Genomic DNA, 24,913 nt, shown 5'->3' on the forward strand with positions numbered 1-24,913 from the left:
TTGTGATGTGGCTCGTGCGGATCAGTCCTCGCTGCCGGCGAGGGTGCCGATATTCTTCACGACCTTCTTCCAGCCTTCGCCCATCTTCTGGAAGGCGGTTTCATTCCTCGGAAGCAGGAAGCCGGAATGAACGAGGCGCAGCCGTGTGCCGTTTTCCGTCCTGGAGAGAAGGAAGGTGACGACGGTATCGAGCGGCGAGCCGTAGCCGGCATTCTCGGCATGTCCGCCTTTCCAGGCATAGGAGAGACGCTCATTCGGCTTCACCTCCAGCACCTCACAGTGAATGGTGCCGTCCCAGGCGCCGGCCGGCGTCGTCTGGTAGGTGAAGCGCTTGCCTTCGACCGGCTCGAAGCCCGCCGGCATCATCAGCCAGCGGCCCATCAACTCGGCTGACGTCAGCGTTTTCCAGATTGTTTCCGGCGCGTGCGGGAACACTTCGTCGACGACGATCTCCTGCGTGTCGGGCTTCAATGCGGTGTCGGTCATGGATCGATTTCCTTCAGCAAGGTTCTGAGATCGGCAAAACGTTCGCGCCAGAAGGTGCCGTAATGGCTCATCCAGTCGACAAGCGGCGCAAGGCCTTCGGGCTCGGCGCGGTAATAGACATTGCGGCCCTCGGGGCGCTCGGCGACGAGGCCCGCCTGCTTCAGCGCCTTGAGGTGCTGCGAGACGGCGCCCTGCGTGACGGTGCTCGCCCGTGTCAGTTCGACGACGGTGATCTCCTTGGAGAGGACGATCTGCTCGAACACCGCCCGCCGGGTAGGATCGGCAAGCGCGCGCATGACAGTGGTAATTGGGGTGGTCTCGATCATGCAAACACAATAGCCGTGACTAATTGATGAGTCAATACTAATTGGTATCTGTCTTCGGGATGAACTGAAAAGGGATGCTTGATCAGCCCTATGACGGCACCTTGCGTCTGGGCTCGCCACCGCGGCCCGGTGCACCTTGCACGACGGCGACCACCGCCTGCTGCCGCTTTCCTTGTCGTCCGACGGATATCGGCGATTTCGGCGCGGAGCCGACACCATGACATCGCACCAGATTTAGAGCCGGGCTGGAACCTCGTCAGACCTGCGAAGTTTGCGAGACGAGGAGAATTCCACATGCATTTGATTCAGTTGTTTATTCCGGCAGCGCCGCAAGCGACGATCGACATCGGAGACATTATCGCGACAATTCAGCGCGAGATGACGGAGCGCCATGGCGGTGTGACGGCCTATCTCAATTCCCCCGCAAAAGGGCTTTGGTCCAATGACGAGGGCACTGAAGAAGATACCGTCATCGTGATCGAAGTCATGGTGGGCAGTCTCGATCGGGCGTGGTGGCGCCAATACCGTCGCGAACTCGAACGGCTGCTCGGCCAGGATGAACTGCTCGTGCGGGCACTTCCAGTCGAGACGCTATGACAGCGGAAGCCCCAATGGACATGCAATTCCGCCATATTGAAATCTACAGGAGACAGGGCGAGTTCGCAGCCTGGCCGGCAAATTATGGCCTCTGGTCCTGGCGTAACGAAATCGTTGTCGTCTTCGCGCGCGGCAAACTCGGAGCGAAGGGGGAATTGCACGAACTGGACCGTGATTATCCATTCGTACCCTGGCAGGCACGCAGCCTGGACGGCGGACTGACATGGATGGACGAGCCGTTCTGCGGCCGGGTCCCGGGTGGGCTCTCGCTTTCGGCCGATGAGCACCTGAACGCCGATCTCAAGATCCGTCCGCATCTGTCGGTTCGTGCTGACCTCGGCCGTCTGGATGAACCCATAGACTTTCTCGATCCCGAGACGATCGTCATGTGCGCCAGAACCGATGTAGGGGGCGATGCGGTCAGCTGGTTCTATGTCAGCCGGGATCGATGCCTGACATGGCAGGGTCCGTATCGTTTCACCGGTTTGCACCTTCCGATCTCGGCGCGCACCGATATCGTGCCTCTTGGCAGGGAACATGCGCTCTTCATGCTCAGCACCTCCAAAGAGGACGGTTCGGAAGGCAGGGTGTTCTGCGCGCGCACTGCGGACGGCGGGCGCAGCTTCGTCCTTCAAGGCTTTGTCGGCCCGGAACCTGAGGGCTATTCGATCATGCCGGCATCGGTGGCGCTTTCCGGTGGCGCCATGCTGACCTTGACGCGCTGCATGGGGAGGGGCGGTGGCAAGGGTTGGATAGAAGCCTTCACCTCCGACGACGAAGGGAAGACCTGGACACGGAAAGGCTGCATTGTCGGCGACACCGGCAGCAATGGCAACCCGCCAGCGCTCGGACGTATCGAAGGCATGCTGCTGCTCGTCTACGGCTATCGTGATCCGCCATTTGGTATCCGGATGCGCACGAGTTTCGATGACGGCGAGACATGGGGCGCCGAGAAGGTCATCCGCAGCGACGGCGGCACGGCTGATCTCGGTTATCCCAGAATGGTAAAATGCGGTGAGGGATCCCTGCTCGCCGTCTACTACTTCAACGATGGCGACAGGGAGGAGCGTTACGTCGCAGCGTCCATTGTCACGCCTGCCAAAGATCAAGAAGGAGCCGAGGACGGCGCTGCTTCATTGCAGTCGCAGATCTGAGCCATGCCGAAGCGGAACGTTTGAAGCGCATTCGCGGAACAAAGCGGGGCACCCGTGGTTCGGGGCTGCGGCAGTCGCCGCCACGGCATGGGAGGTTAGACATGCAAAACGATTTCACAGATCCGGCAGGAAGAAGCGCAACGGCGCAGACACCGTCCTCATCCCCAGCTTTTGGTTCTTCGCCGGGAACGCGCACGTCCGTTTCCGATCTGGAAACGAAGGTGAGCGAAGACATTTCCGCCGCCAAGGAAGCGATCAAGGAAGGCGCCGACACGGCCGTCGAGAAAGCCAAGGAAGTCATTTCCGAACGCACCAGCTTCGCTGCTCGCCAGGTTGGCGGCGTTGCAACGGCACTTGAGAAAGCTGGCGCCGAAATGGAGAGCTCCGGTCAGGCTGAGGTCGGGCGATACGCCAGGCAAATCGGGCGGAGCGTGCAGACCGTCGCTCGGCGGATGGAAGGCAAGGACATCGGCGAAATCGCCACTATGGCCGAGGATTTCGGGCGCAGGCAACCGCTGGCCTTTCTCGGGATCGCCGCACTTGCGGGCCTGGCGGCAAGCCGCTTCCTGACAGCCTCCGCGAAAAGGCAAACAGCTGCCGCGGCGCGCGAACCGTCGATTGGCCTGCGCCCCGGCGCCGCAACGACCGGAGGCGAGAACAATGGCTAAAACTTCAGAGAACACACCCCTCTCCGAGCTCGTCAGTGGCCTCTTGGGTGATGTCACGGGCCTGCTCCGCAAGGAAATCGACCTTGCCAAGACGGAAGCCTCGGAAAAACTTTCGCAGGCGCTCAGCGGCGTGGAGGTTCTCCTATTCGGATTGGTCCTGGCGATCGGGGCAGTCGGCGTCCTGCTGAGTGCGCTTGTCGGCGGTCTCGCGGCCTTCCTCGTGACACAGGGTTTTACCCAAACCACTGCAGGTGCGCTCGCCTCTCTGATCGTCGGCATCATCATTGCCGGGATCGCTTGGGGCTTGGTCTCCCGGGGCCTCGCCGCGCTTCGCGCCAACAACATGAAACTGGATCGTACTGCGACTTCGCTTCGCCGCGACGTTGATGTTGTGAAGGACAAAATCTGATGGAAAATTCAACGGAAAAAACATCGGCCGAGCTTCAGTGGGAGATCGACCAAGACCGCCGCCGCATAGGAGATCGGATTGACGCGATTCAGGAACGGATGTCGCCGGGCCAGCTCATCGATGAGGTCATCGCATATGCCAAGGGAAGCGGCGGCGCAGAGTATGTCAGCAATCTTGGCCACGCCCTCAAGGCGAACCCTCTGCCGGTCGCGCTAATGGGCGTGAGCCTCGCCTGGCTCATGGCAAAAGGCAGTCCTTCATCAGGCGACACGGCGACCTGGAGCAAGGATCCTGAATACCCGCTTTACCCGGCGACTGGACGGGTTCGCCGGATTGGCCCGCCGGCAATGGAAAACGGAGCCCGTTACAGCCATTTTGCCGATGAATCCGGCAAGAGGTTGAAAGCGTTGACAGACGAAACAGGAGGTCGTGCCGGCCATTTCATGGACGAGGCGGGCAAGACCTATCGTGGCTTCGCCGACGCTAGCGGAAAGCAGATCAATCAGATCGCCGACGAGACTGGTGCAATGCTCGACGCGGCAACCGGCTGGGCGGCGGAGAAATGGGAGCAGGCGAAAAGCGCCGCGAGCGACCTCAGCGCCCGCGCGTCTGACGCGGCGAGCTCGCTGTCGAGCCGATCCTCTTCGGCGGCGACCAGTCTTCAGGAGCAAACGAGCAGACTCAACGAGTCGATCCTCACCCATTTCCGCGACCAGCCGCTCGTCGGCGGTGCCCTGGCTTTCGCGGTCGGTGCAGCGATCGGCGCGGCGCTGCCCCATACCGATACCGAGGATGAGTTGGTCGGCGAAGCCGCAGATAGCACGAGAGATAGCCTCAGCCATCAGGCCCAGGACGTCGTCGCGCAAGGCAAAGAGGTAGCGTCGGAAGTCTATCACAAGGCCGTGGACGTTGCGTCCGATGCTCATGATGCCATCAAGGAACGCGTGGTGGATGAAGCCGAAGCTTTCATAGATCGCAAGGATGGCCCAGGGGGCACCGATCGGCGGTAGAGGGTCCACCAGGTTCATGTCCTTGAAAGCGGTGCACCATACGGAAGCCCGCCGCGGGCGCGGAGGCACGAGGCGCGTGAGCGGCAGCAGGGTATTGCGAGCGATGGTGCCCTGAGTCCGCCCGGGAGCATTGACTCCGGGTCGTGTCCTGCTGATCGTTGGCCGATGACCGCTCCGCACTTTCACACCCGTCTCTCGCTCAGCCAGGATCTGGAAAAGCTCGGACTTCGCGCCGGCGACATGGTCATGGTTCATGCCGCCATGAGCAGGCTGGGGCGGTTGCTCAACGGTCCCGACATGTTCATCGATGCGCTGCGCGATGTCGTCGGCCCGTCGGGCACCATCGTCGCCTATGCGGACTGGAACGGCGCCTATGACGAACTGCTTGACGAGAACGGCCGCGTTCCTTTCGATTGGCGCGACCACATTGCGCCTTTCGATCCCATGAGCTCCCGGGCAATCCGCGATAACGGCATCTTCCCGGAATTCCTTCGAACCACGCCAGGGGCGCGGCGCAGCGGCAATCCGGGCGCCTCGGTCGCGGCGATCGGCGCCAGGGCCGACTGGCTCACTGCCGATCATCCACTCGATTACGGCTATGGCGATGGCTCGCCGCTCGCCAAACTCGTGGCGGCCGGCGGCAAGGTCCTCATGGCCGGAGCCCCGCTCGACACGATGACCCTTCTCCACCATGCCGAGCACCTGGCTGAAATCCCGAACAAGCGCCTGCGCCGCTACGAGGTGCCCTTTGCCACGCCAGCAGGCGTGGTATGGCGCATGCTCGAGGAATTCGAGACCGGCGACCCGGTCGTGCCCGGCCTCGAAAGCGATTACTTCGCCGGGGTCGTCAGCGCCTTTCTCGCCGGCGGGCAGGGCGCACAGGGCCTGGTTGGAGACGCGCCATCGGTGCTGGTTGATGCGGCCTCGATCTGCAGCTTCGCAGTCGCCTGGCTGGGGCATCACGCCCGAGCACGCTGAGCGGCTCCGCGCTGTCGTGCAGGCCCTTGCTTTCTCCCCGCAGGCTCCTCCGGCCTCACGGAACAAAATCCCGATGGCGATGTTGGTATGGCGATAAGCAAACAAAGGCCATGGGAGGAATCCATGCATAAGTCTCTTCAGTTCGTGTTGATCGGCCTGGCCTCCATGACCGGCCTGACGATCGCACCGACGATTGCCGCCGCCCAGGATATGGAACTGCGCATCGGCCCCGGCGGCGTCGGCGTCTACGACCGTGACCGTGATCGCGATTACGACCGCTACGACCGCCGGGGGCCGCGCCGCTGCGATCCCGACGATGCGCTCGACATCGCCCGCAGCGAAGGCCTGCGGCGGGCCCGAATCGTGCGCATGTCGCCGCGCAGCATCGTCGTCGAGGGCATGACCCGCCGCGGGCCGGATCGGATGATCTTTGCTAACCGGCGCGGTTGCCCGGAAATCTGATGCGGCCTTGAGACAGTCGAACAATGCCGCCGGCACGGGATCTTCCGCGCGCCGGCGGGGAGCTTTCCAACCTTGTGAACATTGCGCCCATACAGCGCTCCGGCTGGCTTGAACCCACGGAGCACCACAGGAGGATTTCATCATGATGAGCGGTCAAATGAAGGCGCTTCTCGCCGTTCTTGCGGTTGCCGGTTACCAGAACAGGGACAAGATCCGGGAACTCCTGCGCGGCCTCCAGAACCCGCAGCAGGCAGGCGCCGGAGGTGGCCAGCCATCAGGCGGGCTCGGCAGTATTCTCGGCGGGCTGGCCGGCTCCGGCGGTGGTTTGGGCGGCTTGGGCGGCCTTCTCGGTGGATTGACGTCCGGCAGCATCGTTAGCGGCGGTCTCGGCGACCTCCTGAAGACGTTCCAGCAGAACGGCCAGGGCGACAAGATGGAATCCTGGGTGCGCCGCGGGCAGAATGCCGACATCAATGACGGCGAACTTGCCACAGCCCTCGGCCCGGATGTCCTGGACGAGATCGCCAGGAATACCGGCCTCTCGCATCAGGAGATCCTCGGGCGGCTGAGCCGCGATCTTCCGAAGGCCGTCGACGATCTGACGCCGGAGGGGAAAGTGCCGAGCGCCGAAGAAGCGTTCACGTCCTCGGCGAGCCAGGCAACGTCAGGGCGGCCGAGCGACGTTTAGGCGTTCAGTTCGGGGCGTAAATAGCGCCCTGGATTAATTTGCCGCAGAGATCGCCTCACACTCCGTCCTCCTCGGGCTTGACCCGAGGATCCACACCGGCCCCACGTCGGCAGCGGACATGGATCCCAGGCTCAAGGCCTGGGATGACGGAGGTTGGGGAGCCGGTAAATGCCGGGCAACCGGCGGGAGGCATCCAGGCTCTAAGGCCCTGGAATGGCGGAGGTTGGGGGAGCTGCGCCGCGATCGATCCTCCTGAGATCAGGCAGGCTTAGTTTGCCAGGTACTTGCGTAGAAAGGCGTAAACGCTGCGCATGGACTTCGCCGCGGCGTCGGGGTCGTATTTTTCGATATGACCCAGCACCCTCCTTCCCACCATGAACTCCGGCGCATCGAAATTGTGATAAATGCCCTTGTAGACATTGAGCTCGACGGGCGGGGCATTGTCGCTGAGGCGGGCAAGCCGCTTCTGGCATCGCTCGGCCCGGCTCCAATTGTCGCGTTCGCCGGTCATGATCAAGGTCGGTACCTTCGGATCGCCACGATCTGCGTCACAGGCGGGATAATAGGCGACCGCCGCCCTGAACTTGCGCTCCATAAGCTGCTCGTTCCCGTCGATCTTCGTGGCGTCCATCGCCGCGGTGGCGCCGGCCGCAAAGCCCATCAAGGCGACGCGGCTGATATCGACGAAGCCTGATTTCGACAAAAAATCCAAGGCGCCATAGGCATCGAAGACGCGTTCTGGAAGCGTGCTTCGGCAGGTGTCGTCGAGCTTGCGGGTGGTGAAACTGTCGACGACAAGCACGACATAGCCCCATCTCACCAGCCGTTTCGGCCAAAGCTCCTTGACGCTCAAACGCAGGCGATCGCAGCCATGCATGACGACGACCGCCGGGAAGGGGCCATCGCCGGCAGGGCGGGATAGATAGCCGAGCAACGGTGTGCCCTGCGGTTGGGAGAGAATTTCTCCCTGTTCGAGGGCCTTGCGGATGCGAAACGGGCTGAGCTTGACGGGGGCGCTTTCGAACCGCACCAGTTCCTCGGCATCGGCGGGGTTCGCGGACAGGTGCACGCCGATAAAAGTGACGAGGCAAAGAAGAAGTGCTGAGATGGTGGTTTTCACAGACTCCTCCATCTGTGATCGGCGGCCTGTTGATAGTATATTCCTCGCTCACGTTGGATGGAATCGCTTGGTGGCTCTATCCAGGCATTCAACGCATTTAGTTTTCTTCCGATTTCAGGAGGGGCGCCGTCTTGCCTTCTCCGGCATACGACCTAAGGTGCCGGTGGGTTCGATGGCGATGGTTTTGGATGGTCAAGTGCGTTTTCCGGCAGCGTTGGTAATTGCGATCCTGGTGAGTGGGAATGGGACAGCCGCGTGCCCTCTCAATGACACCTTGAAGCTTTGCGTGTTGAATGGTCAAAACCTGGCTGCCCTGCACAGCGGACTTGATCGAGGCGATTGGACCGTCGACAGGCCTTCTCCTGTCGTTAATCCAACCTCTGAGCCTCGAACTGGCGGCGGGACCTACCAGATGCCGAGTGGGCTGCAGTTCCACTTCCATTTTCAGGAATATCGAAGCCTGTTCTCTGCTACCTGCGAGCTCAATTATTTCGGTGTCCTGGCGGACGATCGTTCGGAGGATTTGCGGTGTTCAAGCGCGGAGTTCGAAGCCTTTGAGGCCGGCCTTTCGGCGGCCTCGGTAGGTTCAGTAACGACGGACCGCAAGGAAAGCGGCACGGCCTATCTGATCGAAGGCAAGAACACCTGGATGAAGGTCGTCGTCGTCGGCAAGCGGAACGACCTCTTGAACACCTGGGTCGAGACGTCGGTCCTGACGCGGCCATAGAAGAGGGGTGGAGGCGAAGCGGTTTGCCGCGGAGCCCACCCCTTGCTCCGTCCTCCTCGGGCTTGACCCGAGGATCCGCGGCCGGTCTCCACCAGCAGCGGGCATGGATCCCAGGGTCAAGCCCACTGCTGTCCGGTTTAAATTTGGTGGACATGGCGCACGGTGTTGATTCTACTCGTATTCGGATGTTTGGCGACAATCCCGGACACGAAAGAGGAGCAACACCGTGCGGCATGAGAATAGCGTCTTTCATGATCTGTTGAAGCGGATTCCGTGGACGGCCTTCGAAAGACTTGTGGAGGAGCATCAGGCCGACAAGCACGTGCGGCGGCTGTCGACGAAGAGCCAGTTGGTCGCGCTGCTCTATGGCCAGCTCTCCGGGGCCGTCAGCCTGCGCGAGATCGTCGGCGGTCTGCAAAGCCACAGCAGCGGTCTTTACCATCTCGGCGCTCAACCGGTGTCCCGTTCGACCCTTGCCGACGCCAATGGCCTGCGTCCGAGTGCGGTCTTCGCCGAGCTGTTCGCGCAGATGGTGTCACGCGCTGGGCGTGGGCTCAAGCGGGCCGTCGGCGAGGCGGTGCATCTGATCGACAGCAGCAGTCTGCGCCTTTCCGGAGCGGGATCGGACTGGGCACGCTTTTCCGATCAGGCCTGCGGCGCCAAGGTTCACGTCATCTACGATGCCAACGCCGAACGGCCGATCTATGCGGCGGTGACGCCGGCCAATGTCAACGACATCACCGCCGCCAAGGTAATGCCCATCGAGGCGGGCGCCACCTATGTCTTCGACCTCGGCTACTACGATTTCGGCTGGTGGGCAAAGCTCAATGCCGCCGGCTGCCGCATCGTCACGCGCCTCAAATCCCATACAAAATTGGCCGTCACGGAGGAAAGAGCGGTTAGCCCGGATGGAACCATCCTGTCGGATCGGGTCGGCCTCCTGCCGCAGCGCATGGCCAAAAGCCGCAGGAACCCGATGAGCGGGCCGGTTCGGGAGATCGGCGTGCAGATCGAAACCGGCAAGGTATTGCGCATCTTCTCCAACGATCTCGATGCCCCGGCAGAAGAGATCGCCGCGCTCTACAAGCGCCGCTGGGCGATCGAGCTGTTCTTCCGCTGGGTCAAGCAGACGCTGAAGATCCGCCATTTCCTCGGCAACAGCGAGAATGCCGTGCGCATCCAGATCGCCGTCGCCCTGATCGCCTATCTGCTGCTGCAGATGGCCAAGGCAGACCAGACCACCGTCACAAGCCCGCTCGCCTTCGCCCGCCTGGTGGGCGCCAATCTCATGCATCGCCGCAGGATCGACCGCCTGTTACAACCCGCCGGTATTCCACCAGCCAATCCCCACCAGATGAGCCTCCAATGGTGACCAAATTTAAACCGGACAGCAGTGGGTCAAGCCCTGGGATGACGGAGGGTGGGGGAAGCGCGTTTTGCCAAATCCGGCGTCCGCGCGGGGTGGAGGAATCTGGCACGAGAAGGCTAGATTTCGAACTGGCGGCAGAGCCACAATCAGTTCTTGATCACCCCCCGTCACATCAGTTATCACTGCCGTAAATCCAAGCTGCGAAATTTGAGTCCAGAGGTGATGCCGGCGGCGAAGGCCGGCGATGCTTCGATGGCGTGCGTCATTCGGCAGCTTTCCGGCCGGCGTCATCGAACACCACGTGGTGTGGCACAGCGCTCACCTCTTGCTCCGTCCTCCTCGGGCTTGACCCGAGGATCCACGGCCGGTCTCCACCAGGGACGGGCATGGATCCCAGGATCAAGGCCTGGGATGACGGAGGGTGGAGGGGCGTTTTGGACCGACGTTTGAACAATTTGTCTTCGCAGATTTCGAATCGGCATTGGAGTGAATTTCTGCGGTCGAAAGTCCTTGATCACCGCCCGGTGGATCACTTAATCCCTATCGTAAATCCAAGCTGCTAGATTTGTTCGCAGTCGACGCTCCCGCCCCTCATCCGGCTGCCGCCACCTTCTCCCCGCACGCGGGGCGAAGGGGATATGCCGCGACCTCTCCGTCCTCTCCGACCTCTCAAAAGGGCACGTCCCCTCGCCCCGCGAGCGGGGAGAGGGTTAGGGTGAGGGGCCGGGCTTACCCTTGACGAGAAGCCACGGCTGGTCTCTACCAGACGCGAGCATGGATCCCAGGATCAAGGCCTGGGATGACGGAGGGTGGAGGGACGTTTTGGACCGACGTTTGAACAATTCGTCTTCGCAGATTTCGAATCGGCATTGGAGTGAATTTCTGCGGTCGAAAGTCCTTGATCACCGCCCGGTGGATCACTTAATCCCTATCGTAAATCCAAGCTGCTAGATTTGTTCGCAGTCGACGCTCCCGCCCCTCATCCGGCTGCCGCCACCTTCTCCCCGCACGCGGGGCGAAGGGGATATGCCGCGACCTCTCCGTCCTCTCCGACCTCTCAAAAGGGCACGTCCCCTCGCCCCGCGAGCGGGGAGAGGGTTAGGGTGAGGGGCCGGGCTTACCCTTGACGAGAAGCCACGGCTGGTCTCTACCAGACGCGAGCATGGATCCCAGGATCAAGGCCTGGGATGACGGAGGGTGGAGGGACGTTTTGGACCGACGTTTGAACAATTCGTCTTCGCAGATTTCGAATCGGCATTGGAGTGAATTTCTGCGGTCGAAAGTCCTTGATCACCGCCCGGTGGATCACTTAATCCCTACCGTAAATCCAAGCTGCTAGATTTGTCGACGCTCCCGCCCCTCATCCGGCTGCCGCCACCTTCTCCCCGCACGCGGGGCGAAGGGGATATGCCGCGACCTCTCCGTCCTCTCCGACCTCTCAAAAGGGCACGTCCCCTCGCCCCGCGAGCGGGGAGAGGGTTAGGGTGAGGGGCCGGGCTTACCCTTGACGAGAAGCCACGGCTGGTCTCTACCAGACGCGAGCATGGATCCCAGGCTCAAGGCCTGGGATGACGGAGAGTGGAGGGACGTTCGGCCCAACGTTTGAACAATTCGTCTTCGACGATTTCGAATCGGCATCGGAGTGAATTTCTGCGCTGGAAAGTTCTTGATCACCCCCCGGCGGATCATTTAATCCTACCGTAAATCCAAGCTGCGAAATTTGAATTCAGAGGTGATGCCGGCGGTGAAGGCCGGCGACGCTTCGATGGTGTGCGTCATTCGGCAGGGCTTTCTGGCCGGCGTCATCGAACACAACGCGGGTTTGGCACAGCGCGCACCTCTTGCTCCGTCTTCCTCGGGCTTGACCCGAGGATCCACGTCGGCCTCCACTAGCGGCAACGGGCATGGATCCCAGGGTCAGGCCCTGGGATGACGGAGGGTGGGGAGTGCGTTCTGTCGCAATCTACCGAAACAGCGCCTGATGCAGCTGCGTCGGGATCAAGAGCCGCCTTTTCCAAGGAGAACTGCAATGGACCCTTCGATTGCTCCGGCCTCGCGGGCCGCGGTGGTGACGCCGAACGATACCGCCATCGTCGGGGCGCGTGCGCTTTATATCGGCACGGCCGGTGATGTGGCGATTGCGCCGCGGCGGGATATGGATCCCGTCATCTTCAAGAGCGTGCCGGCCGGGACGATCCTTCCCGTGCACGCGGCGATCGTGGCGCTGACGGGGACGACGGCCTCCAATATCATCGCCTTGTTCTGAGCGTCAGGCCGACCGAATGGGCAGGCCGAGCAAGTTCAGCCAGGCGCTGGCGGAAAAAATCTGTGCGCGCATCGCCGACCGGGAAAGCCTGCGCTCGATCTGCCGGGATGAGGACATGCCGGCGAAATCGACGGTGCTCTCCTGGCTGGCGGATGAGGACAAGGCGGCGTTCCGGGCGCGATATGCGCTGGCGCGCGAGATCATGGCCGACAGCTTCGTCGACGAGATGGTCGAGATCGCCGACAACAGCAGCGACGATTGGATCGAAAAGAAGAATGCTAGCGGCGAGACCACCGGCTGGCAGGAGAACGGCGAGGCGATAAGGCGCTCGCAGCTGCGCATCGCCACCCGTCAATGGGTCGCCGAGAAGCTCAGGCCGAAGAAATACGGCGCCAAGGTCGAGCCTGAACAGGGCGTGACCGGCGAAGTCTCGCAATTGCTGGAGGCGGTCAATGGCAGGACGCGCGGACTTCCAAGCGGCGGTTGACCAGTTTTCCGACTGGCGCTGGCGGCTGAACAATCTCTACTGGATCACCGACAAGGCGGGCAGGCGCGTCCGGTTCGAGATGAACCTGATGCAGACGAGCTTCTTCGACGAGATGCATTATCTCAACGTGCTCTTGAAAGCCCGCCAGCTTGGGCTGACCACCTTCATCCAGATATTCATGCTCGATGCCTGCGTCTTCAACCGGGATATAAGAGCCGGCACCATCGCCCATACGCTTGGCGACGTGCAGACGATCTTTCGGGACAAGATCAAATATCCCTATGACAACCTGCCGGAGGGCATCCGCAACGCCGTGCCTGTCGTCAGGACCAACCTGAGCGAATTGCTGCTCGCCAACAATTCGAGCATCCGCGTCGGCACGTCGCTGCGCTCGGGCACACTGCAATATCTGCATATCTCCGAATATGGAAAGCTCTGCGCCAAATATCCCGACAAGGCGCGGGAAGTCCGGACCGGCGCCTTGAACACGGTGCAGGCCGGCCAGCTGGTCTTCATCGAAAGCACGGCGGAAGGCCAGGAAGGGCATTTCTATTCGCTCTGCGAAGATGCCCAGGTCAAGCAGCGCCAGGCACTTGTCCTGAGCGAACTCGACTTCAAGTTCCACTTCTTCCCCTGGTGGAAGGAGCCGCAATATTCGATCGCCCCCGAAGGCGTCATCATCAGCGACGCTTTCGTCAAATATTTCCGCCAGCTTGCCGAGCAGGGGATCACCCTGACCGCGGCGCAGAAGGCCTGGTACGTCAAGAAGGCCGAAACCCAGCTCGGCGACATGAAGCGCGAATATCCCTCGACACCCGCCGAAGCCTTCGAAGCGAGCGTCGAGGGCGCCTATTACGCCGATCAGATGGCGGTGGCGGATGCCGAGGAGCGCATCGGCGTCTTCCCGCATGTGGAAGGCTACCCCGTTCACACCATCTCCGACATCGGCATGGATGATGCCAACAGCGTCTGGCTGTTCCAGGTGCTGCCCGGCCGGGTGAGGATGATCGGCTATTTCGAGCATACCGGCACCGGCATGGACGGCATGCTCGACGAGCTGGAGCGGCGGGCGGGCGAACATGGCTATGTCTACGGCGTCCACAACATGCCGCATGATATCAAGGTCAGGGAATGGACGCGCGGCGGCATGACCCGGATCGAGGTGATGCTGAGAGAGGTCAAGGCGCGCGGCCTCGGCACCGTCCGCAAGGTCGAGCGCGCCTATGTGCATGACCGCATCAACGGCACCCGGCGCATCCTTGCAAAGGTCGAGTTCGACCAGGCCGGCTGCGCCGAGGGCATCAAATGCCTACGCAACTACCGCAAGGAATGGGACGAGGATCTGAGCGTCTTCCGCGACGAGCCCTTGCACAACTGGGCCTCGCACGGCGCCGACGCCTTCGGCGGCCTGGCGATCATCTTCAGCGGCCTCGCGCCCGAGCCACTGAAGCCCGAGCGCAAGCCGCTGCCGACATTGCAGACCATGACATTCAACCAATTTGCCGATTCCACCCCTGAATACAGCGAGCGTGTTTGATGGAAGACGAGTCAACTGATTTGGAGGGCGGGCAGCACTGGAATCCGGCGAAGGTCGGCGCCCATTGGCAGCAGGAGCTCGAGCGCGCCCAGCGCTACTTCAAGTCCTGGCACGACCGCTGCGTCAAGATCGAGAAGATCTATCTCGACCAGCAGTCCGACCAGACGAGCGCCGCCAAGCGCCGCTTTCCTATGCTCTGGGCCAATACCGCGGTGCTGCAGCCGGCCGTCTATGCCCGCGTGCCGCAGCCGGTCGTCGAGCGCCGCTTCAAGGACGCGGATCCCGTCGCGCGCATCGCTTCGGAAATTGTCGAGCGCAATCTCGCCTACACAGGCGACGAGGCCGATCTCGACTCCATCATGCGGGCGGTGCGCGACGATTTCCTGCTCTGCGCCCGCGGCACGGTGTGGCTGCGTTATGAGGCCGATTTCGAGCCGCTCGACATGGGCGTCGCGCCCTCGAACCTGCCGGTCGGTGGCTTGCCCGGCGAGATGGGTGCAGCCCTCGAAACGATCGCCGACGAACGCGTCTGCATCGATTATGTGCACTGGTCGGATTTCCTGCATTCGCCGGCCCGCCGCTGGAAGGATGTCACCTGGGTGGCGCGGCGCGTGCCGATGAGCGGCGAGGAGATGGAAAAACGCTTCGGCCGTGAGGCCATGGTCTCGGGCGCGGCCGAGGCTGCCGGCAGCTGCAAGGGCGAAAGCCAGGCCGAGCGTGCCGAGAACGAGGGCAAGACCCATGTCTGGGAAATCTGGTGCAAGAGCGAGAATTACACCGTCTGGATCGCCGATGGCTCGCCGGTGGCGCTGGAAGTTTCCGAGCCGCCGCTGGAGTTGACGCATTTCTGGCCTTGCCCGCGCCCGGCCTATGGCACGATGTCGACGAGCTCCCTGATCCCAGTTCCCGATTACGTTTATTACCAGCAGCAATGTGACGAGATCGACCTGCTGACCAGGCGCATCAACAAGCTGACCGACCAGCTGCGGCTGAAAGTCTTCTATCCCTCCGGCGACGGCGCGGTCTCGCCGGCGATCGAAAAGGCGATGCGGCCCGAAAACGACATGGTGATGGTGCCGATCCCGGAATGGGCGGCATTCACCGACAAGGGCGGCTCGAAGGCGGTGGTGACGCTGCCGATCGACGAGGTGCAGAAGGTGATCGTCGCCTGCATGGCGGCGCGCAAGCAGCTGATCGAGGACGTCTACCAGATCACCGGCATCTCCGACATCGTGCGCGGCGACACGCAAGCGTCGGAGACGGCGACGGCGCAGCGCATCAAGAGCCAGTGGGGCTCGATCCGCATCCGCGACCGCCAGGCCGAACTGGCGCGCTTTGCCCGCGACATCATCCGCCTTGCCGGCGAAATCATCTGCGACCAGTTCCAGCCGGAAACGCTGATGCTGGTGAGCGGTATCAAGCTGCCGTCCATGGCCGAGAAGCAGCAGGTGCAAATGCAGATGCAGCAGATTGAGATGGCAGCCGGGCAGGCGGCGATGCGGGCGCAGCAGATGGGTCAACCGGCCCAATCGCTCCCCGAAATGGCAGCGCCCGAATTGCCGCCGCAGCTGCAGCAGATGATGGCGCAGCCCAGCATCGACGAGGTGGTGCAGCTCCTGCGCAACGACAGCATTCGCGGCTTCCAGATCGACATCGAAACGGATTCGACGATCGAACCCGACGAGGACGCCGAAAAGCAGCGGCGCATGGAATTCGTCCAGATGGTCGGCGGCTTCATGCAGCAGGCCGGCGCCATGGCGCAGCAGAACCCGATGCTGGTGCCCGTGATGGTCGAGACGCTGCTCTTTGCCGCCCGCGGCTTCCGGGCCGGCCGCCAGCTTGAAAGCATGCTGGAGCAGGTGGGCGCGCAGCTCTCCGAGGCGGCCAGCGCGCCGAAACCGGAACCGCAGCCTTCGCCCGTGGAGATGCTGAAGCTGAAGACAGCCGAAGTGAAGGCCGGCGCCGAACGGCGCAAGGCCGAGCTTGGCGTGGCGCAAGCCCAAATCGAGCATCGCGCCACCCTGGACCAGGCGCGCGGCGAGGCGGCGGCGCAGGCGCTGCAGCAGTTCCAGGCGCAGCCGGCCTATCAATAATCCCGAGAGGCAAAGATGAGAGAACGTTATTGCCGCGTCTGCGGCGGCTGGCACGCGCTCGACGCGTGGCCGCACAACTGCATGCGGGTGAGAAACCTGGCGCAGTCGGACCTGCCGGCACCGCATTTCGTCAGCGACACGATCGAGATCCAGTCGATGCATGACGGCCGGCATTACACCTCGAAAGCCAAGCTGCGCTCCGCCTACCGGGCGGCCGGCGTGGTCGAGATCGGCAATGAGAGGCCGCAGCCGATCGAAAGGCCGAAGGCAGATCGAACGGCGATCCGCAACGAATTGCGGCGGGTCTACGCCGAATACAACGCCTGAACCTGAACGGGCATCAATCCCCGAAATAGGAAATCCCCAAGATGGATATGGAAGACCTGAACGAGGCCGGCAACGGCAGCGAAGATTTTGGCGCGGACAAGCCGGTCAGCGTCCGCGACAGCCTGAAAGCGGCGATCGACACCGTCGAAGGCGGACCGGGCGATCTGCCGGGCCAGCCGCGCGACGGCGAAAACGGCCCCTTCCTGGCCAAGGGGCAGGAGCAGACTGTTGCCGCCAGGGTAGGGCAGGCTGCCGAGGCTCATGGCGTACAGCAGACAGGCGAGATCGACAGCCGCCAGCAGCCCGCCACCACCGTCAGCCGGGTGCCGCCCGGCTGGTCGGCGGAAGCCAAGGCGCAGTTTGCAAGCCTGCCGCACGAGGTGCAGGCGGCGATCGCCAAGCGCGAGCAGGAGGTCGATCGCGGCTTCCGCGTCCTGCAGGATTACAAGGGCCTCGAGGAGTTTACTCCGATCGTCCGCCAGGCCGGCATGACCCATGCCGATGTCATGCGCCGGGCGATCGAATGGGAAAACGCGCTGATCCGCGATCCCGTCAACACCGTCCTGCACGTCGCCAAGGTGGCCGGCGTCAATCTTCACGCCCTGGTCAACGGCCGGGCGGGGGAGGCGATGCAGCGCCATGAGCAGGCAGGACCGCAGCCCCAACGCCAGACCGGGCCTATCAATGTCGAGGCCACGGTCGAACATGTACTGAGGAAGAGGGACACCGAAACTCAAGTCGATGCCTTTCTTTCCGATCCGGCCAATGCGCATGCCCAAGACGTTCTCGACGACATGGTCGCCCTCATCAATTCGGGGCGGGCATCGACACTGCAGGACGCCTACGACGCCGCATGCTGGATGCGCCCGGACATTCGCCAGCAGTTGATCAGCCAGACTGCGCCCGCCTTCGTCCGAGACCAGCAAGCCCAGAGGGCCGCAGCGGCAGATCAAGCCCGCCGCGCCTCGCGATCCATCTCTGGATCTTCCGCTCCGGGCCCGACCCGCGATGCGGCAAGAGGCCAGCCCACGTCAATCCGAGACTCGCTTCGCGACGCCATGCGCTCCGCGCGCGGTCAAGTCTGATCAAAGGCCAATTCTGATCAAAGGAATCATCAATGCCCATTTCGCCCAACCTCTCTGAAATCGTCACCACGACGCTGCGCAACCGCAGCGGCACGGTCGCCGACGACGTGACGAAGAACAACGGTCTTCTCACCCGTCTCAACAGCCGCGGCCGCAAGAAGCCCGTCTCCGGCGGCCGCACCATCGTCCAGGAACTGCAGTACCAGGAAAACTCGACCTTCAAGCGCTATTCCGGCTACGACATCCTGAACGTCCAGCCCTCCGACGTCATCACCGCTGCCGAATACGACCTCAAGCAGGCCGCGGTCGCCGTCTCCATGTCCGGCCTCGAACAGCTGCAGAACTCCGGCGAGGATGCGATCCTCGATCTGCTCGAGCAGCGCATCGAGAATGCCGAGACGACGCTGAAGAACAACATCGCCCTCGACTGCTATTCCGACGGCACGGCCGACGGCGGGCGGCAGATCGGCGGGCTGCAGCTCTTGATCTCGACCTCGCCGACTTCGGGCACGGTCGGCGGCATTTCGCGCGCCACCTGGGGTTTCTGGCGCAACCAGAAATTCTCGGCTTCGGCCGATGGCGGTGCAGCCGCCACCAATGCCAACATCCAGAGCTATATGAACCGGCTCTATATGTCCTGCGTGCGCGGCTCCGACGCGCCCGATCTCGTCGTCGCCGACAACAACTTCTTCCGCCTCTACTGGGAATCGCTGCAGGCGATCCAGCGCATCACCTCCGCCGACAAGGGCATGGCCGGCTTCCAGTCGCTGCAATATATGGGCGCCGACGTGATCTTCGACGGCGGCTTCGGCGGCGGCGCGCCTTCCAACCAGATGTTCTTCCTCAACACCAAATACCTGTTCTACCGCCCGCACCGCGACCGCGACATGGCGCCGATCGGTGATGAGCGCATGAACACGAACCAGGATGCCTTCGTCCAGCTGATGGGCTTTGCCGGCAACCTCACCATGAACAACGCCTTCCTGCAGGGCGTGCTGTTCGCCTGATCGAACGAAAGGATCAACATCCATGACCATCGCAATTTCCCAGACCGATCGTCTTGGCGCGAACCCGTTCGTCGTCGAAGGCCCGATCGTCGCCGGCTCCGGCATTCCGGGGCCGAACTTCGCCCTCGGCGCCATCGCCGGCGGAGACCGCGAATCCGAATGGGTCTATTGCCAGCTGGTGCTCGCCTCGCAGACCACCCTGCAGCCCGGCCAGTGGTTCCAGTGGAGCCGGGATTATGTCGCCTCGCTGCTGACCACGGCCGCCGCCGTCGTCGGCCAGCGCTGCGGCGTCTTCTCCGGCGCCGCCCAGCCGCCGACGCTGACCGGTGGCCCGCTCAGTGCCATCACGCTCGCACCCGGCACCTACTACATCTGGCTGCAGCGCAACGGCCAGGCGCCGGCCCAGGTGGCGAGTGCAACGGCGGCCCTCGTCGTTGCCGAAACCACCACCACCGCAGGCCAGGCGAGCGCCCCGGCTTCGGCGACCGTCGGCACCAAGGCGATCGCCAATGTCAACTTTGCCGCCGCCAACCAGACGTTTGCGGCAACCACCGTCAACGCTTCCCCAGTGCTGACGAACCTAACCGGCCTTAATGCCGGTTCCGGTCCGTTCATCGGCGCGGCCGTTGCCGGCACCGGCATTCCGGGCGGCACGACGATTGCGGGCATCACCTACAGTCCGAACGGCATTGTCCAGAGCATTACGCTCTCGGCCAATGCGACGGCCAACGGCACCGGCATCACCATCACGGCGACGGGGGTGCTGGAGGCGACGCTGATGCGGCCGTTTCTGTCGAAGGTGAATTAAAACAAGCCAACGGGCGCTTTGGCGCCCGTTTCGCTGACCTCTTCGTGTGCGGTGTGCCCCTCATCCGCCTGCCGGCACCTTCTCCCCGCTTGTGCGGGGCGAAGGGGATATGCGGCAACCTCTCCGTTCCCCTCGGACCGATCGTGGGACACGTCCCCTCTCCCCGCGAGCGGGGAGAGGGCTAGGGTGAGGGGCAGCCATCCGCACGACATCGCCATCCCCCATTTCCCCGCCATCAACAGCGAGCAAACACCATGCCCGACAGCAACACCGGAATTTATGCCTCCTTCAGCCTCGAGCCGGTCGAACAGACCTTTCTGACCGAGAAGGAGGGCCGGCCGATCTTTGCCGACAAGGAATTCGTCCGGATCTTCATCGCAGGTGACAAGCACACCGAGGTCTACCGCGAGGTGACCGAGAACGACAAACAACGTTTCGCCGACGCCTACAAGCGCTTTAAGGACGGCGCTGCCGCGCGCGAGCAACTGACCGGCACACCGCTATCGCAATGGCCCTATCTGAAGCCCAGCCAGATCAAGGAGCTGGAGGCGATCAACATCTACACCGTCGAGCAGCTCGCCGCGCTTTCCGATACGGCCAAACAGAAGGTCGGCATGGGCGCCAACGAGCTGACCGCCGCCGCCCGCGCCTATCTGGCGACCGCCGAAAACTCCAGCGCCGCCTCGGCCTTCGCCGCCGAAAACGAAAGGCTGAAGGAAGAGGTCGGCCGTCTGCAGGAGCAGATGAAGGAGATGGCCTTGCGCTTCGAGGCGCTTGAAAAGGAGGACGACGGCAGGGGCCGTGGCCGGCAAGGGGCCTGAAGACGCGCTGAAGACCCCTGAAAACAAGCTGCCCCTCATCCGCCTGCCGGCACCTTCTCCCTGTAAACGGGGCGAAGGGATTTGCCGCGACGTCTCGATACCCTCTTCTCCCCAGCGGGTGTTCGAAGGACGCGCCGAGACCAGTGGCTCGGCCCAGGCATAGGTGCCGGCAGGCGGATGAGGGGGCCACGCGTCACAACCTCAATTCGCCTATCCGCCACACACTCAGCTGCTTTGAACCGGAGATCCCCGCATGTCGCTGCTGACCATCATTCAGAACGTCTGCGCGGAGATCGATCTCGATCCGCCGACGGCCGTCATGTCGTCTGCGGATCCGCAGATCATGCAGCTGCGCATCCTTTCCACCCGCGCCGGCCGCGACCTGATGCGGGCCCATGACTGGTCGGCGCTGATGGTGCGGCGGCAATTCGAAGCGACGGGTGCTGCCCCCGAGCCGGCCGAACCGCCCGGCGACTGGGATCGCTTCGCCGCCAATGCGCGGATCTGGAACGTCTCCCGTCTCTCAGCGCTCAACGGCCCGGTGGAGCCGCAGGCATGGCAGCGCCACACCATCCTCAATGCCACCCCGGTGCCGCAGATCTGGCGAATGGCGGCGGGCAGGCTCGATATCTACCCGAATGTTGCGGGTGAGACGATCGAGTATGCCTATGTCTCCGGCTTCTGGGTGGCCGTGAATGGCGGCGCGACCACTGCCGCCAACTGGGTTGGCGACACCGACACGGCGCTCTTTCCCGAAGAGCTGCTCGAACTGTCGCTGATCTGGCGCTGGAAACGGGCCAAGGGCCTCGATTACGGCGAGGAGCTCGCCAGTTTCGAACGATCCAAGGAAGCCGCCATCGGCGCCGACCGCGCCGCTGGGCCTGTCGACCTCTCGCTGCCGGCGAGGGGACAGGCGCTCGAGAATTATTGGCCCGGCACGATCACGGTGACGCCATGACCCGCAGACCTGTCCCCCCGAATGGGCGCACCCGCCGCGTTTCGCCGGGCAAAGACTGGATCGCGCCGATCGGCGGCTGGCGAACTGATGTCGAGATGGCCGACATGCCCGAAGATGCGGCCTTCCAGCTCGACAATTTCTTTCCCGAGGCCAACCGTGTGCGCGCCCGCTACGGCTTCCTCGCCTTTGCCACAGGTCTCGGCGCCGATGTGCAGACCGTCATTCCCTATTCCGGGGTGGCCAACAGGCTGTTTGCCGCCGCCGGCGACAAGATCTTCGACGTCACGGTGGGCGGTGCGGCCGGCGCGCCTGTCGTTTCAGGCCTCGCCAGCGCCCATTGGTCGGTGCAGCAATATACCAACCCCGCTGGCCAGGAATTCCTGCGCCTCGTCAACGGCCTCGACACGCCGCTGATCTTCAACGGCAGCTCCTGGACGAATAATTTCCTGGTGGGCACGGCAACGCTCGCCACCCAGAATGTCGCCGTCAAGAATGTGGCCTATACGCTGAGCTTCTTCGGCACCGGTTCCGTGACGCTCTCCGGCGCCTTCGCCGGCACGCTGAACGGGACGGGCGCCGGCAATCGGGTGTCGCTCACCTTCACGTCGGCGGCGGGCACGCTCACCGTCACCGTGACGGGAACGGTGACCAATGCCCAGCTGGAAAAGGGCTCGGCCGCCACGCCCTATGTCGCCTCGACGATGATAACAGGCATACCGGATGCCTCGCTGCTCAGCGCCGTCACCGCCTATCGCTCGCGCCTGTGGTTCATCGAAAAGAACTCGACCAATGTCTGGTACCTCGCCACCGACGCCGTCAGCGGCGCGGCGACGGTGCTGCCGGTCGGCGGCAACATGAAATATGGCGGCACGCTGGTTGCGATCAACGTCTGGACGATCCCGGTATCGACGGGCCTGCAGCAGTGCCTGGTGCTGATTTCTTCGGAAGGCGAGGTGATTGTCTTCCAGGGCTCCGATCCTTCCAGTGCTTCGAATTGGGGCCTGATCGGCACCTTCAAGCTCGGCCGGCCGCTTGGGCTCGATCGGTGCCTGCTTTCGGTCGGCGCCGATCTCGCGATCATGACCACCGATGGCATCGTGCCGATCACCAAGGCGGTGCAGCTCGATCGCGGCGCCACCAGCCTCGGCGCCATTACCGCCAGGATCGGCCCGACATGGCGGGCGACCGTGGCGGCGACCGGCACGAGCTCGCTGGAGTGGCAGCTTTCGAGCTTCCCGGCGCGACAGATGGCGATCGTCAACCTGCCGTCCTCCTTCGGCCCCTATCAATATGTGATGAACACCGAGACCGGCGCCTGGTGCCGCTTCGTCGGCATGCCCGCCTCCTGCTGGGCGACATGGCAGGACCGGCTGTTCTTCGGCGCCGCCGACGGCACGCTTTACGAGGCCGAGGTCGGGGCAAACGACAATGGCGCGGCGATCGACGCGCTGATGGTCGGCGCCTGGAGCCGCTTCGGCGACGGGCTCTCGACCAAGCTTTCGAAGCTGATCGGGGTGACGGCCGAGATCGGCGTGTCAACGCTGATGTATGGCGGCATCTCGGTCGACTACCAGACGAAGGTGCCGACAGCGCTTCTGTCGTCCGTCGAGAACAATGCGGCGGCGAAATGGGGAACGGCAATCTGGGGTGTTTCGAAATTCCCCGGCATTTCGCTGGTGCGCAAATTCGCCTCCGCCGGCGGCGCGGGTTCGGCCTTGGCGCCGACGATCCGCGCGTTGATCTCGGGCTCGTCGGGCTCCGTCTCGGAAGCCGCCGTCGTCGGCGGTTCGCTGCTTTACGAGAGGGGCGCGCCGATTTGATCGTCTGCGAACCCAGCGCCGAGATCGCCGCCTGGGTGGGGGCGAGGATCGGCGTCACCTTTCACCCGCCCTACACGACGCTTGCCCATGTCAACCGCGGCGGGATTCTCGCCGGCTTGGTCTTCAACGTCTGGACCGAGCACGATATCGAGATCTCGCTTGCCGCCGACCGGCTGTCGCTGACGCTGATGCGCGCAGTCTTCGACTACGTCTTCCACCAGCTCGGCTGCCGCCGCGCCACCTGCCGCACCCGCGCCGACAACAGCCGCGCCCAGAGGCTGCTCGCCAGAGTGGGCGCTGAGCTGGAAGGCCGCCAGCGCGGCTATTTCGGCGATTGCGACGCGCTGCTTTACGCCATCATGAAAGAGGATTTTCCCTATGGTCTCCACGCCAAAGGCCCCCAAGACGCCTGATCCGACCCAGACCGCAGCGGCGCAGACGGCCACCAACGTCGACACCGCCGTCGCCAATGCGGGGTTGAGCCACACCAACCAGTACACGCCGGATGGTTCGCTGGAATACAAGGTCAGCGGCTACCAGACGATGACCGACCAGAACGGCAAGACCTACAAGCTGCCGACCTATTCCGCCTATCAGTCCTATTCGCCCGAGAACCAGGCGATCTACGACCAGACGCAGCAGACGCAGCTCGGCCTGGCCAGGCTCGCCAACGACCAGACCGCCAAGGTCTCCGGCATCCTCGGCACCAATGTCGATCTCAGCGCCGGCAATGTCGACAAATACGTCAACGATCACTGGCGCTCCGGCTTCGACAACCAATGGAACCGCGATCAGGCGAGCCTCGAGCAGAGCCTGGCAGACAAGGGCATCGCCATGGGCTCGGCGGCTTACGACAACGCCATGCGCGATTTCTCCACCCGCAAGCAGGCCGCCTCCAATCAGTATCTCGGCGACATGTATTCGAATGCGCAGAATTCGATCCTGACCGAGCGCAACCAGCCGCTGAACGAAATCTCGGCGCTGATGTCTGGCTCGCAGGTGCACCAGCCGAGCTACGTCAATACGCCGACGACGCAGCTGCCGACCGTCGACCAGGCCGGCCTGATCAACGAGAATTTTAACCAGAAGATGGGCCTCTACGACCGCCAGGTCTCCCAGGCGAATGCCGCCATGGGCGGCCTCTTCGGTCTCGGCGGCACACTACTCGGCGGCTGGGCGAAATCCGACCGGCGGCTGAAGGAAGACAGCCGCCGCGTCGGCACACTGGACAACGGCCTGCCGGTCTACGCCTTCCGCTACAAGGATGGCGGCCCGATGCAGATCGGCCTGATGTCCGACGACGTGCGCAAGATTCACCCCGACGCGGTGTTCGAACATGCAGACGGCTTCGACCGCGTCGATTACGGAAAGGCGGTGGGCTGATGGCATATATCTTCGGCGGCGATGCCGGAAAGACGCAGAGCGACGCCAAAGGTCAGCGCAAGCGGCTTGCCTACGCCATGCTGCAGCAGGGCATGGATGCGAGTCCGGTACAATCACCCTGGCAGGGCGCGGCGCGGCTGGCGCAGGCCCTGATGGGTGGGCTGGCGATCAGGCAAGCAGATCAGGAGCAGAAGGCGGCTACAGCTGAAGCTCCCGCTGTGCCGACGGGCACGCCTTCAACTCCGCCGGCGAAGGCTTCGGGCTTCCTCTCATCGCTGTTTAGCGGCCAGCGCAATGTTCTATGAACAGCGCCTGGACTTGGCAGTC

General features: G+C 63.2%; 27 protein-coding genes. 24 read left to right on the top strand and 3 right to left on the bottom strand.

The window, feature by feature from the left end; genetic code table 11:
- Nucleotides 1-21 precede the first annotated feature (21 nt).
- Both NMA58_RS03645 and NMA58_RS03650 read right to left on the bottom strand, forming a co-directional pair.
- The gene (locus NMA58_RS03645; protein WP_434712381.1) at nt 22-486 is read right to left on the bottom strand and encodes an SRPBCC family protein; all 465 of its coding nucleotides are present in this window, start codon (nt 484-486) and stop codon (nt 22-24) included.
- Nucleotides 483-812, bottom strand: coding sequence for an ArsR/SmtB family transcription factor (locus NMA58_RS03650; RefSeq protein ID WP_097601500.1), 330 nt, complete (start codon nt 810-812; stop codon nt 483-485). Before NMA58_RS03650 ends, NMA58_RS03645 begins: the two co-directional genes overlap by 4 nt.
- Nucleotides 813-1,106: 294 nt before the next feature.
- Here NMA58_RS03650 and NMA58_RS03655 point away from each other — a divergent pair, with 294 nt between their 5' ends.
- The 8 genes from NMA58_RS03655 to NMA58_RS03690 all read left to right on the top strand — a co-directional run bounded on the left by NMA58_RS03655 (nt 1,107) and on the right by NMA58_RS03690 (nt 6,778).
- Complete coding sequence (locus tag NMA58_RS03655; protein WP_085777335.1) at nt 1,107-1,409, top strand: hypothetical protein; 303 nt, start codon at nt 1,107-1,109, stop codon at nt 1,407-1,409.
- A gap of 14 nt (nt 1,410-1,423) precedes the next feature.
- Nucleotides 1,424-2,563 carry a sialidase family protein gene (locus NMA58_RS03660; protein ID WP_434712383.1) on the top strand — a complete coding sequence of 380 codons (1,140 nt, stop codon included), beginning with the start codon at nt 1,424-1,426 and terminating at the stop codon, nt 2,561-2,563.
- Between the two features lie 101 nt (nt 2,564-2,664).
- A complete protein-coding gene (locus NMA58_RS03665) occupies nt 2,665-3,231 on the top strand; it encodes a nutrient deprivation-induced protein (protein WP_434712384.1) in 567 nt (188 codons plus the stop codon).
- Nucleotides 3,224-3,640, top strand: a complete 417-nt coding sequence (locus NMA58_RS03670; RefSeq protein WP_430958665.1) for a phage holin family protein — start codon at nt 3,224-3,226, stop codon at nt 3,638-3,640. The genes NMA58_RS03665 and NMA58_RS03670 overlap by 8 nt, the downstream gene beginning before the upstream one ends.
- A complete protein-coding gene (locus NMA58_RS03675) occupies nt 3,640-4,650 on the top strand; it encodes a DUF3618 domain-containing protein (RefSeq protein ID WP_183703499.1) in 1,011 nt (336 codons plus the stop codon). The genes NMA58_RS03670 and NMA58_RS03675 overlap by 1 nt, the downstream gene beginning before the upstream one ends.
- Before the next feature lie 165 nt (nt 4,651-4,815).
- On the top strand, nt 4,816-5,628 hold the full coding sequence (gene aac(3) / locus NMA58_RS03680) for an aminoglycoside 3-N-acetyltransferase (RefSeq protein WP_434712386.1): 813 nt from the start codon (nt 4,816-4,818) through the stop codon (nt 5,626-5,628).
- Between the two features lie 123 nt (nt 5,629-5,751).
- Complete coding sequence (locus NMA58_RS03685; RefSeq protein ID WP_085777340.1) at nt 5,752-6,090, top strand: hypothetical protein; 339 nt, start codon at nt 5,752-5,754, stop codon at nt 6,088-6,090.
- Nucleotides 6,091-6,232: 142 nt separating this feature from the next.
- A complete protein-coding gene (locus tag NMA58_RS03690; RefSeq protein WP_183703493.1) occupies nt 6,233-6,778 on the top strand; it encodes a YidB family protein in 546 nt (181 codons plus the stop codon).
- A gap of 268 nt (nt 6,779-7,046) precedes the next feature.
- On the opposite strand, the gene NMA58_RS03695 is transcribed toward NMA58_RS03690, so the two are convergent.
- A complete protein-coding gene (locus NMA58_RS03695) occupies nt 7,047-7,910 on the bottom strand; it encodes a dienelactone hydrolase family protein (RefSeq protein WP_434712387.1) in 864 nt (287 codons plus the stop codon).
- Between the two features lie 160 nt (nt 7,911-8,070).
- On the opposite strand from NMA58_RS03695, the gene NMA58_RS03700 reads away from it, so the two are divergent.
- From NMA58_RS03700 to NMA58_RS03775, 16 genes are all read left to right on the top strand, one after another.
- A complete protein-coding gene (locus NMA58_RS03700) occupies nt 8,071-8,625 on the top strand; it encodes a hypothetical protein (protein WP_434712389.1) in 555 nt (184 codons plus the stop codon).
- 226 nt (nt 8,626-8,851) lie between these two features.
- On the top strand, nt 8,852-9,997 hold the full coding sequence (locus tag NMA58_RS03705; RefSeq protein WP_434712391.1) for an IS4 family transposase: 1,146 nt from the start codon (nt 8,852-8,854) through the stop codon (nt 9,995-9,997).
- Between the two features lie 2,026 nt (nt 9,998-12,023).
- The gene (locus NMA58_RS03710) at nt 12,024-12,260 is read left to right on the top strand and encodes a spike base protein, RCAP_Rcc01079 family (protein WP_064706474.1); all 237 of its coding nucleotides are present in this window, start codon (nt 12,024-12,026) and stop codon (nt 12,258-12,260) included.
- A 16-nt stretch (nt 12,261-12,276) separates the two neighbouring features.
- The gene (locus NMA58_RS03715) at nt 12,277-12,747 is read left to right on the top strand and encodes a terminase small subunit protein (RefSeq protein ID WP_434712392.1); all 471 of its coding nucleotides are present in this window, start codon (nt 12,277-12,279) and stop codon (nt 12,745-12,747) included.
- Nucleotides 12,713-14,284 (top strand): terminase, encoded by a 1,572-nt coding sequence (locus NMA58_RS03720; RefSeq protein WP_434712394.1) that lies wholly within the window; start codon nt 12,713-12,715, stop codon nt 14,282-14,284. The genes NMA58_RS03715 and NMA58_RS03720 overlap by 35 nt, the downstream gene beginning before the upstream one ends.
- Entirely contained in the window at nt 14,284-16,377 is a 2,094-nt protein-coding gene (locus NMA58_RS03725; RefSeq protein WP_434712395.1) for a hypothetical protein, read from the top strand. Before NMA58_RS03720 ends, NMA58_RS03725 begins: the two co-directional genes overlap by 1 nt.
- Before the next feature lie 15 nt (nt 16,378-16,392).
- Nucleotides 16,393-16,704 (top strand): hypothetical protein, encoded by a 312-nt coding sequence (locus NMA58_RS03730; protein WP_430958673.1) that lies wholly within the window; start codon nt 16,393-16,395, stop codon nt 16,702-16,704.
- Nucleotides 16,705-16,745: 41 nt separating this feature from the next.
- Nucleotides 16,746-17,789, top strand: a complete 1,044-nt coding sequence (locus tag NMA58_RS03735) for a hypothetical protein (protein ID WP_434712396.1) — start codon at nt 16,746-16,748, stop codon at nt 17,787-17,789.
- 32 nt (nt 17,790-17,821) lie between these two features.
- On the top strand, nt 17,822-18,796 hold the full coding sequence (locus tag NMA58_RS03740) for a phage major capsid protein (protein WP_011424439.1): 975 nt from the start codon (nt 17,822-17,824) through the stop codon (nt 18,794-18,796).
- Nucleotides 18,797-18,818: 22 nt separating this feature from the next.
- Complete coding sequence (locus NMA58_RS03745) at nt 18,819-19,604, top strand: hypothetical protein (RefSeq protein ID WP_434712398.1); 786 nt, start codon at nt 18,819-18,821, stop codon at nt 19,602-19,604.
- 254 nt (nt 19,605-19,858) lie between these two features.
- Nucleotides 19,859-20,425, top strand: a complete 567-nt coding sequence (locus NMA58_RS03750; protein WP_434712400.1) for a hypothetical protein — start codon at nt 19,859-19,861, stop codon at nt 20,423-20,425.
- A gap of 253 nt (nt 20,426-20,678) precedes the next feature.
- A complete protein-coding gene (locus tag NMA58_RS03755; protein WP_434712401.1) occupies nt 20,679-21,383 on the top strand; it encodes a hypothetical protein in 705 nt (234 codons plus the stop codon).
- Nucleotides 21,380-23,203 (top strand): hypothetical protein, encoded by a 1,824-nt coding sequence (locus NMA58_RS03760; RefSeq protein WP_434712402.1) that lies wholly within the window; start codon nt 21,380-21,382, stop codon nt 23,201-23,203. Before NMA58_RS03755 ends, NMA58_RS03760 begins: the two co-directional genes overlap by 4 nt.
- Entirely contained in the window at nt 23,200-23,616 is a 417-nt protein-coding gene (locus NMA58_RS03765; protein WP_430958679.1) for a GNAT family N-acetyltransferase, read from the top strand. The genes NMA58_RS03760 and NMA58_RS03765 overlap by 4 nt, the downstream gene beginning before the upstream one ends.
- Nucleotides 23,582-24,586: a tail fiber domain-containing protein gene (locus NMA58_RS03770; RefSeq protein WP_434712403.1), complete on the top strand. Its 1,005-nt coding sequence runs from the start codon at nt 23,582-23,584 to the stop codon at nt 24,584-24,586. Before NMA58_RS03765 ends, NMA58_RS03770 begins: the two co-directional genes overlap by 35 nt.
- Nucleotides 24,586-24,891 carry a hypothetical protein gene (locus tag NMA58_RS03775; protein ID WP_434712405.1) on the top strand — a complete coding sequence of 102 codons (306 nt, stop codon included), beginning with the start codon at nt 24,586-24,588 and terminating at the stop codon, nt 24,889-24,891. Before NMA58_RS03770 ends, NMA58_RS03775 begins: the two co-directional genes overlap by 1 nt.
- The last annotated feature ends 22 nt before the right edge of the window (nt 24,892-24,913 follow it).

Source organism: Rhizobium sp. YTUHZ045, assembly GCF_051124255.1.
Taxonomy (GTDB): domain Bacteria; phylum Pseudomonadota; class Alphaproteobacteria; order Rhizobiales; family Rhizobiaceae; genus Rhizobium.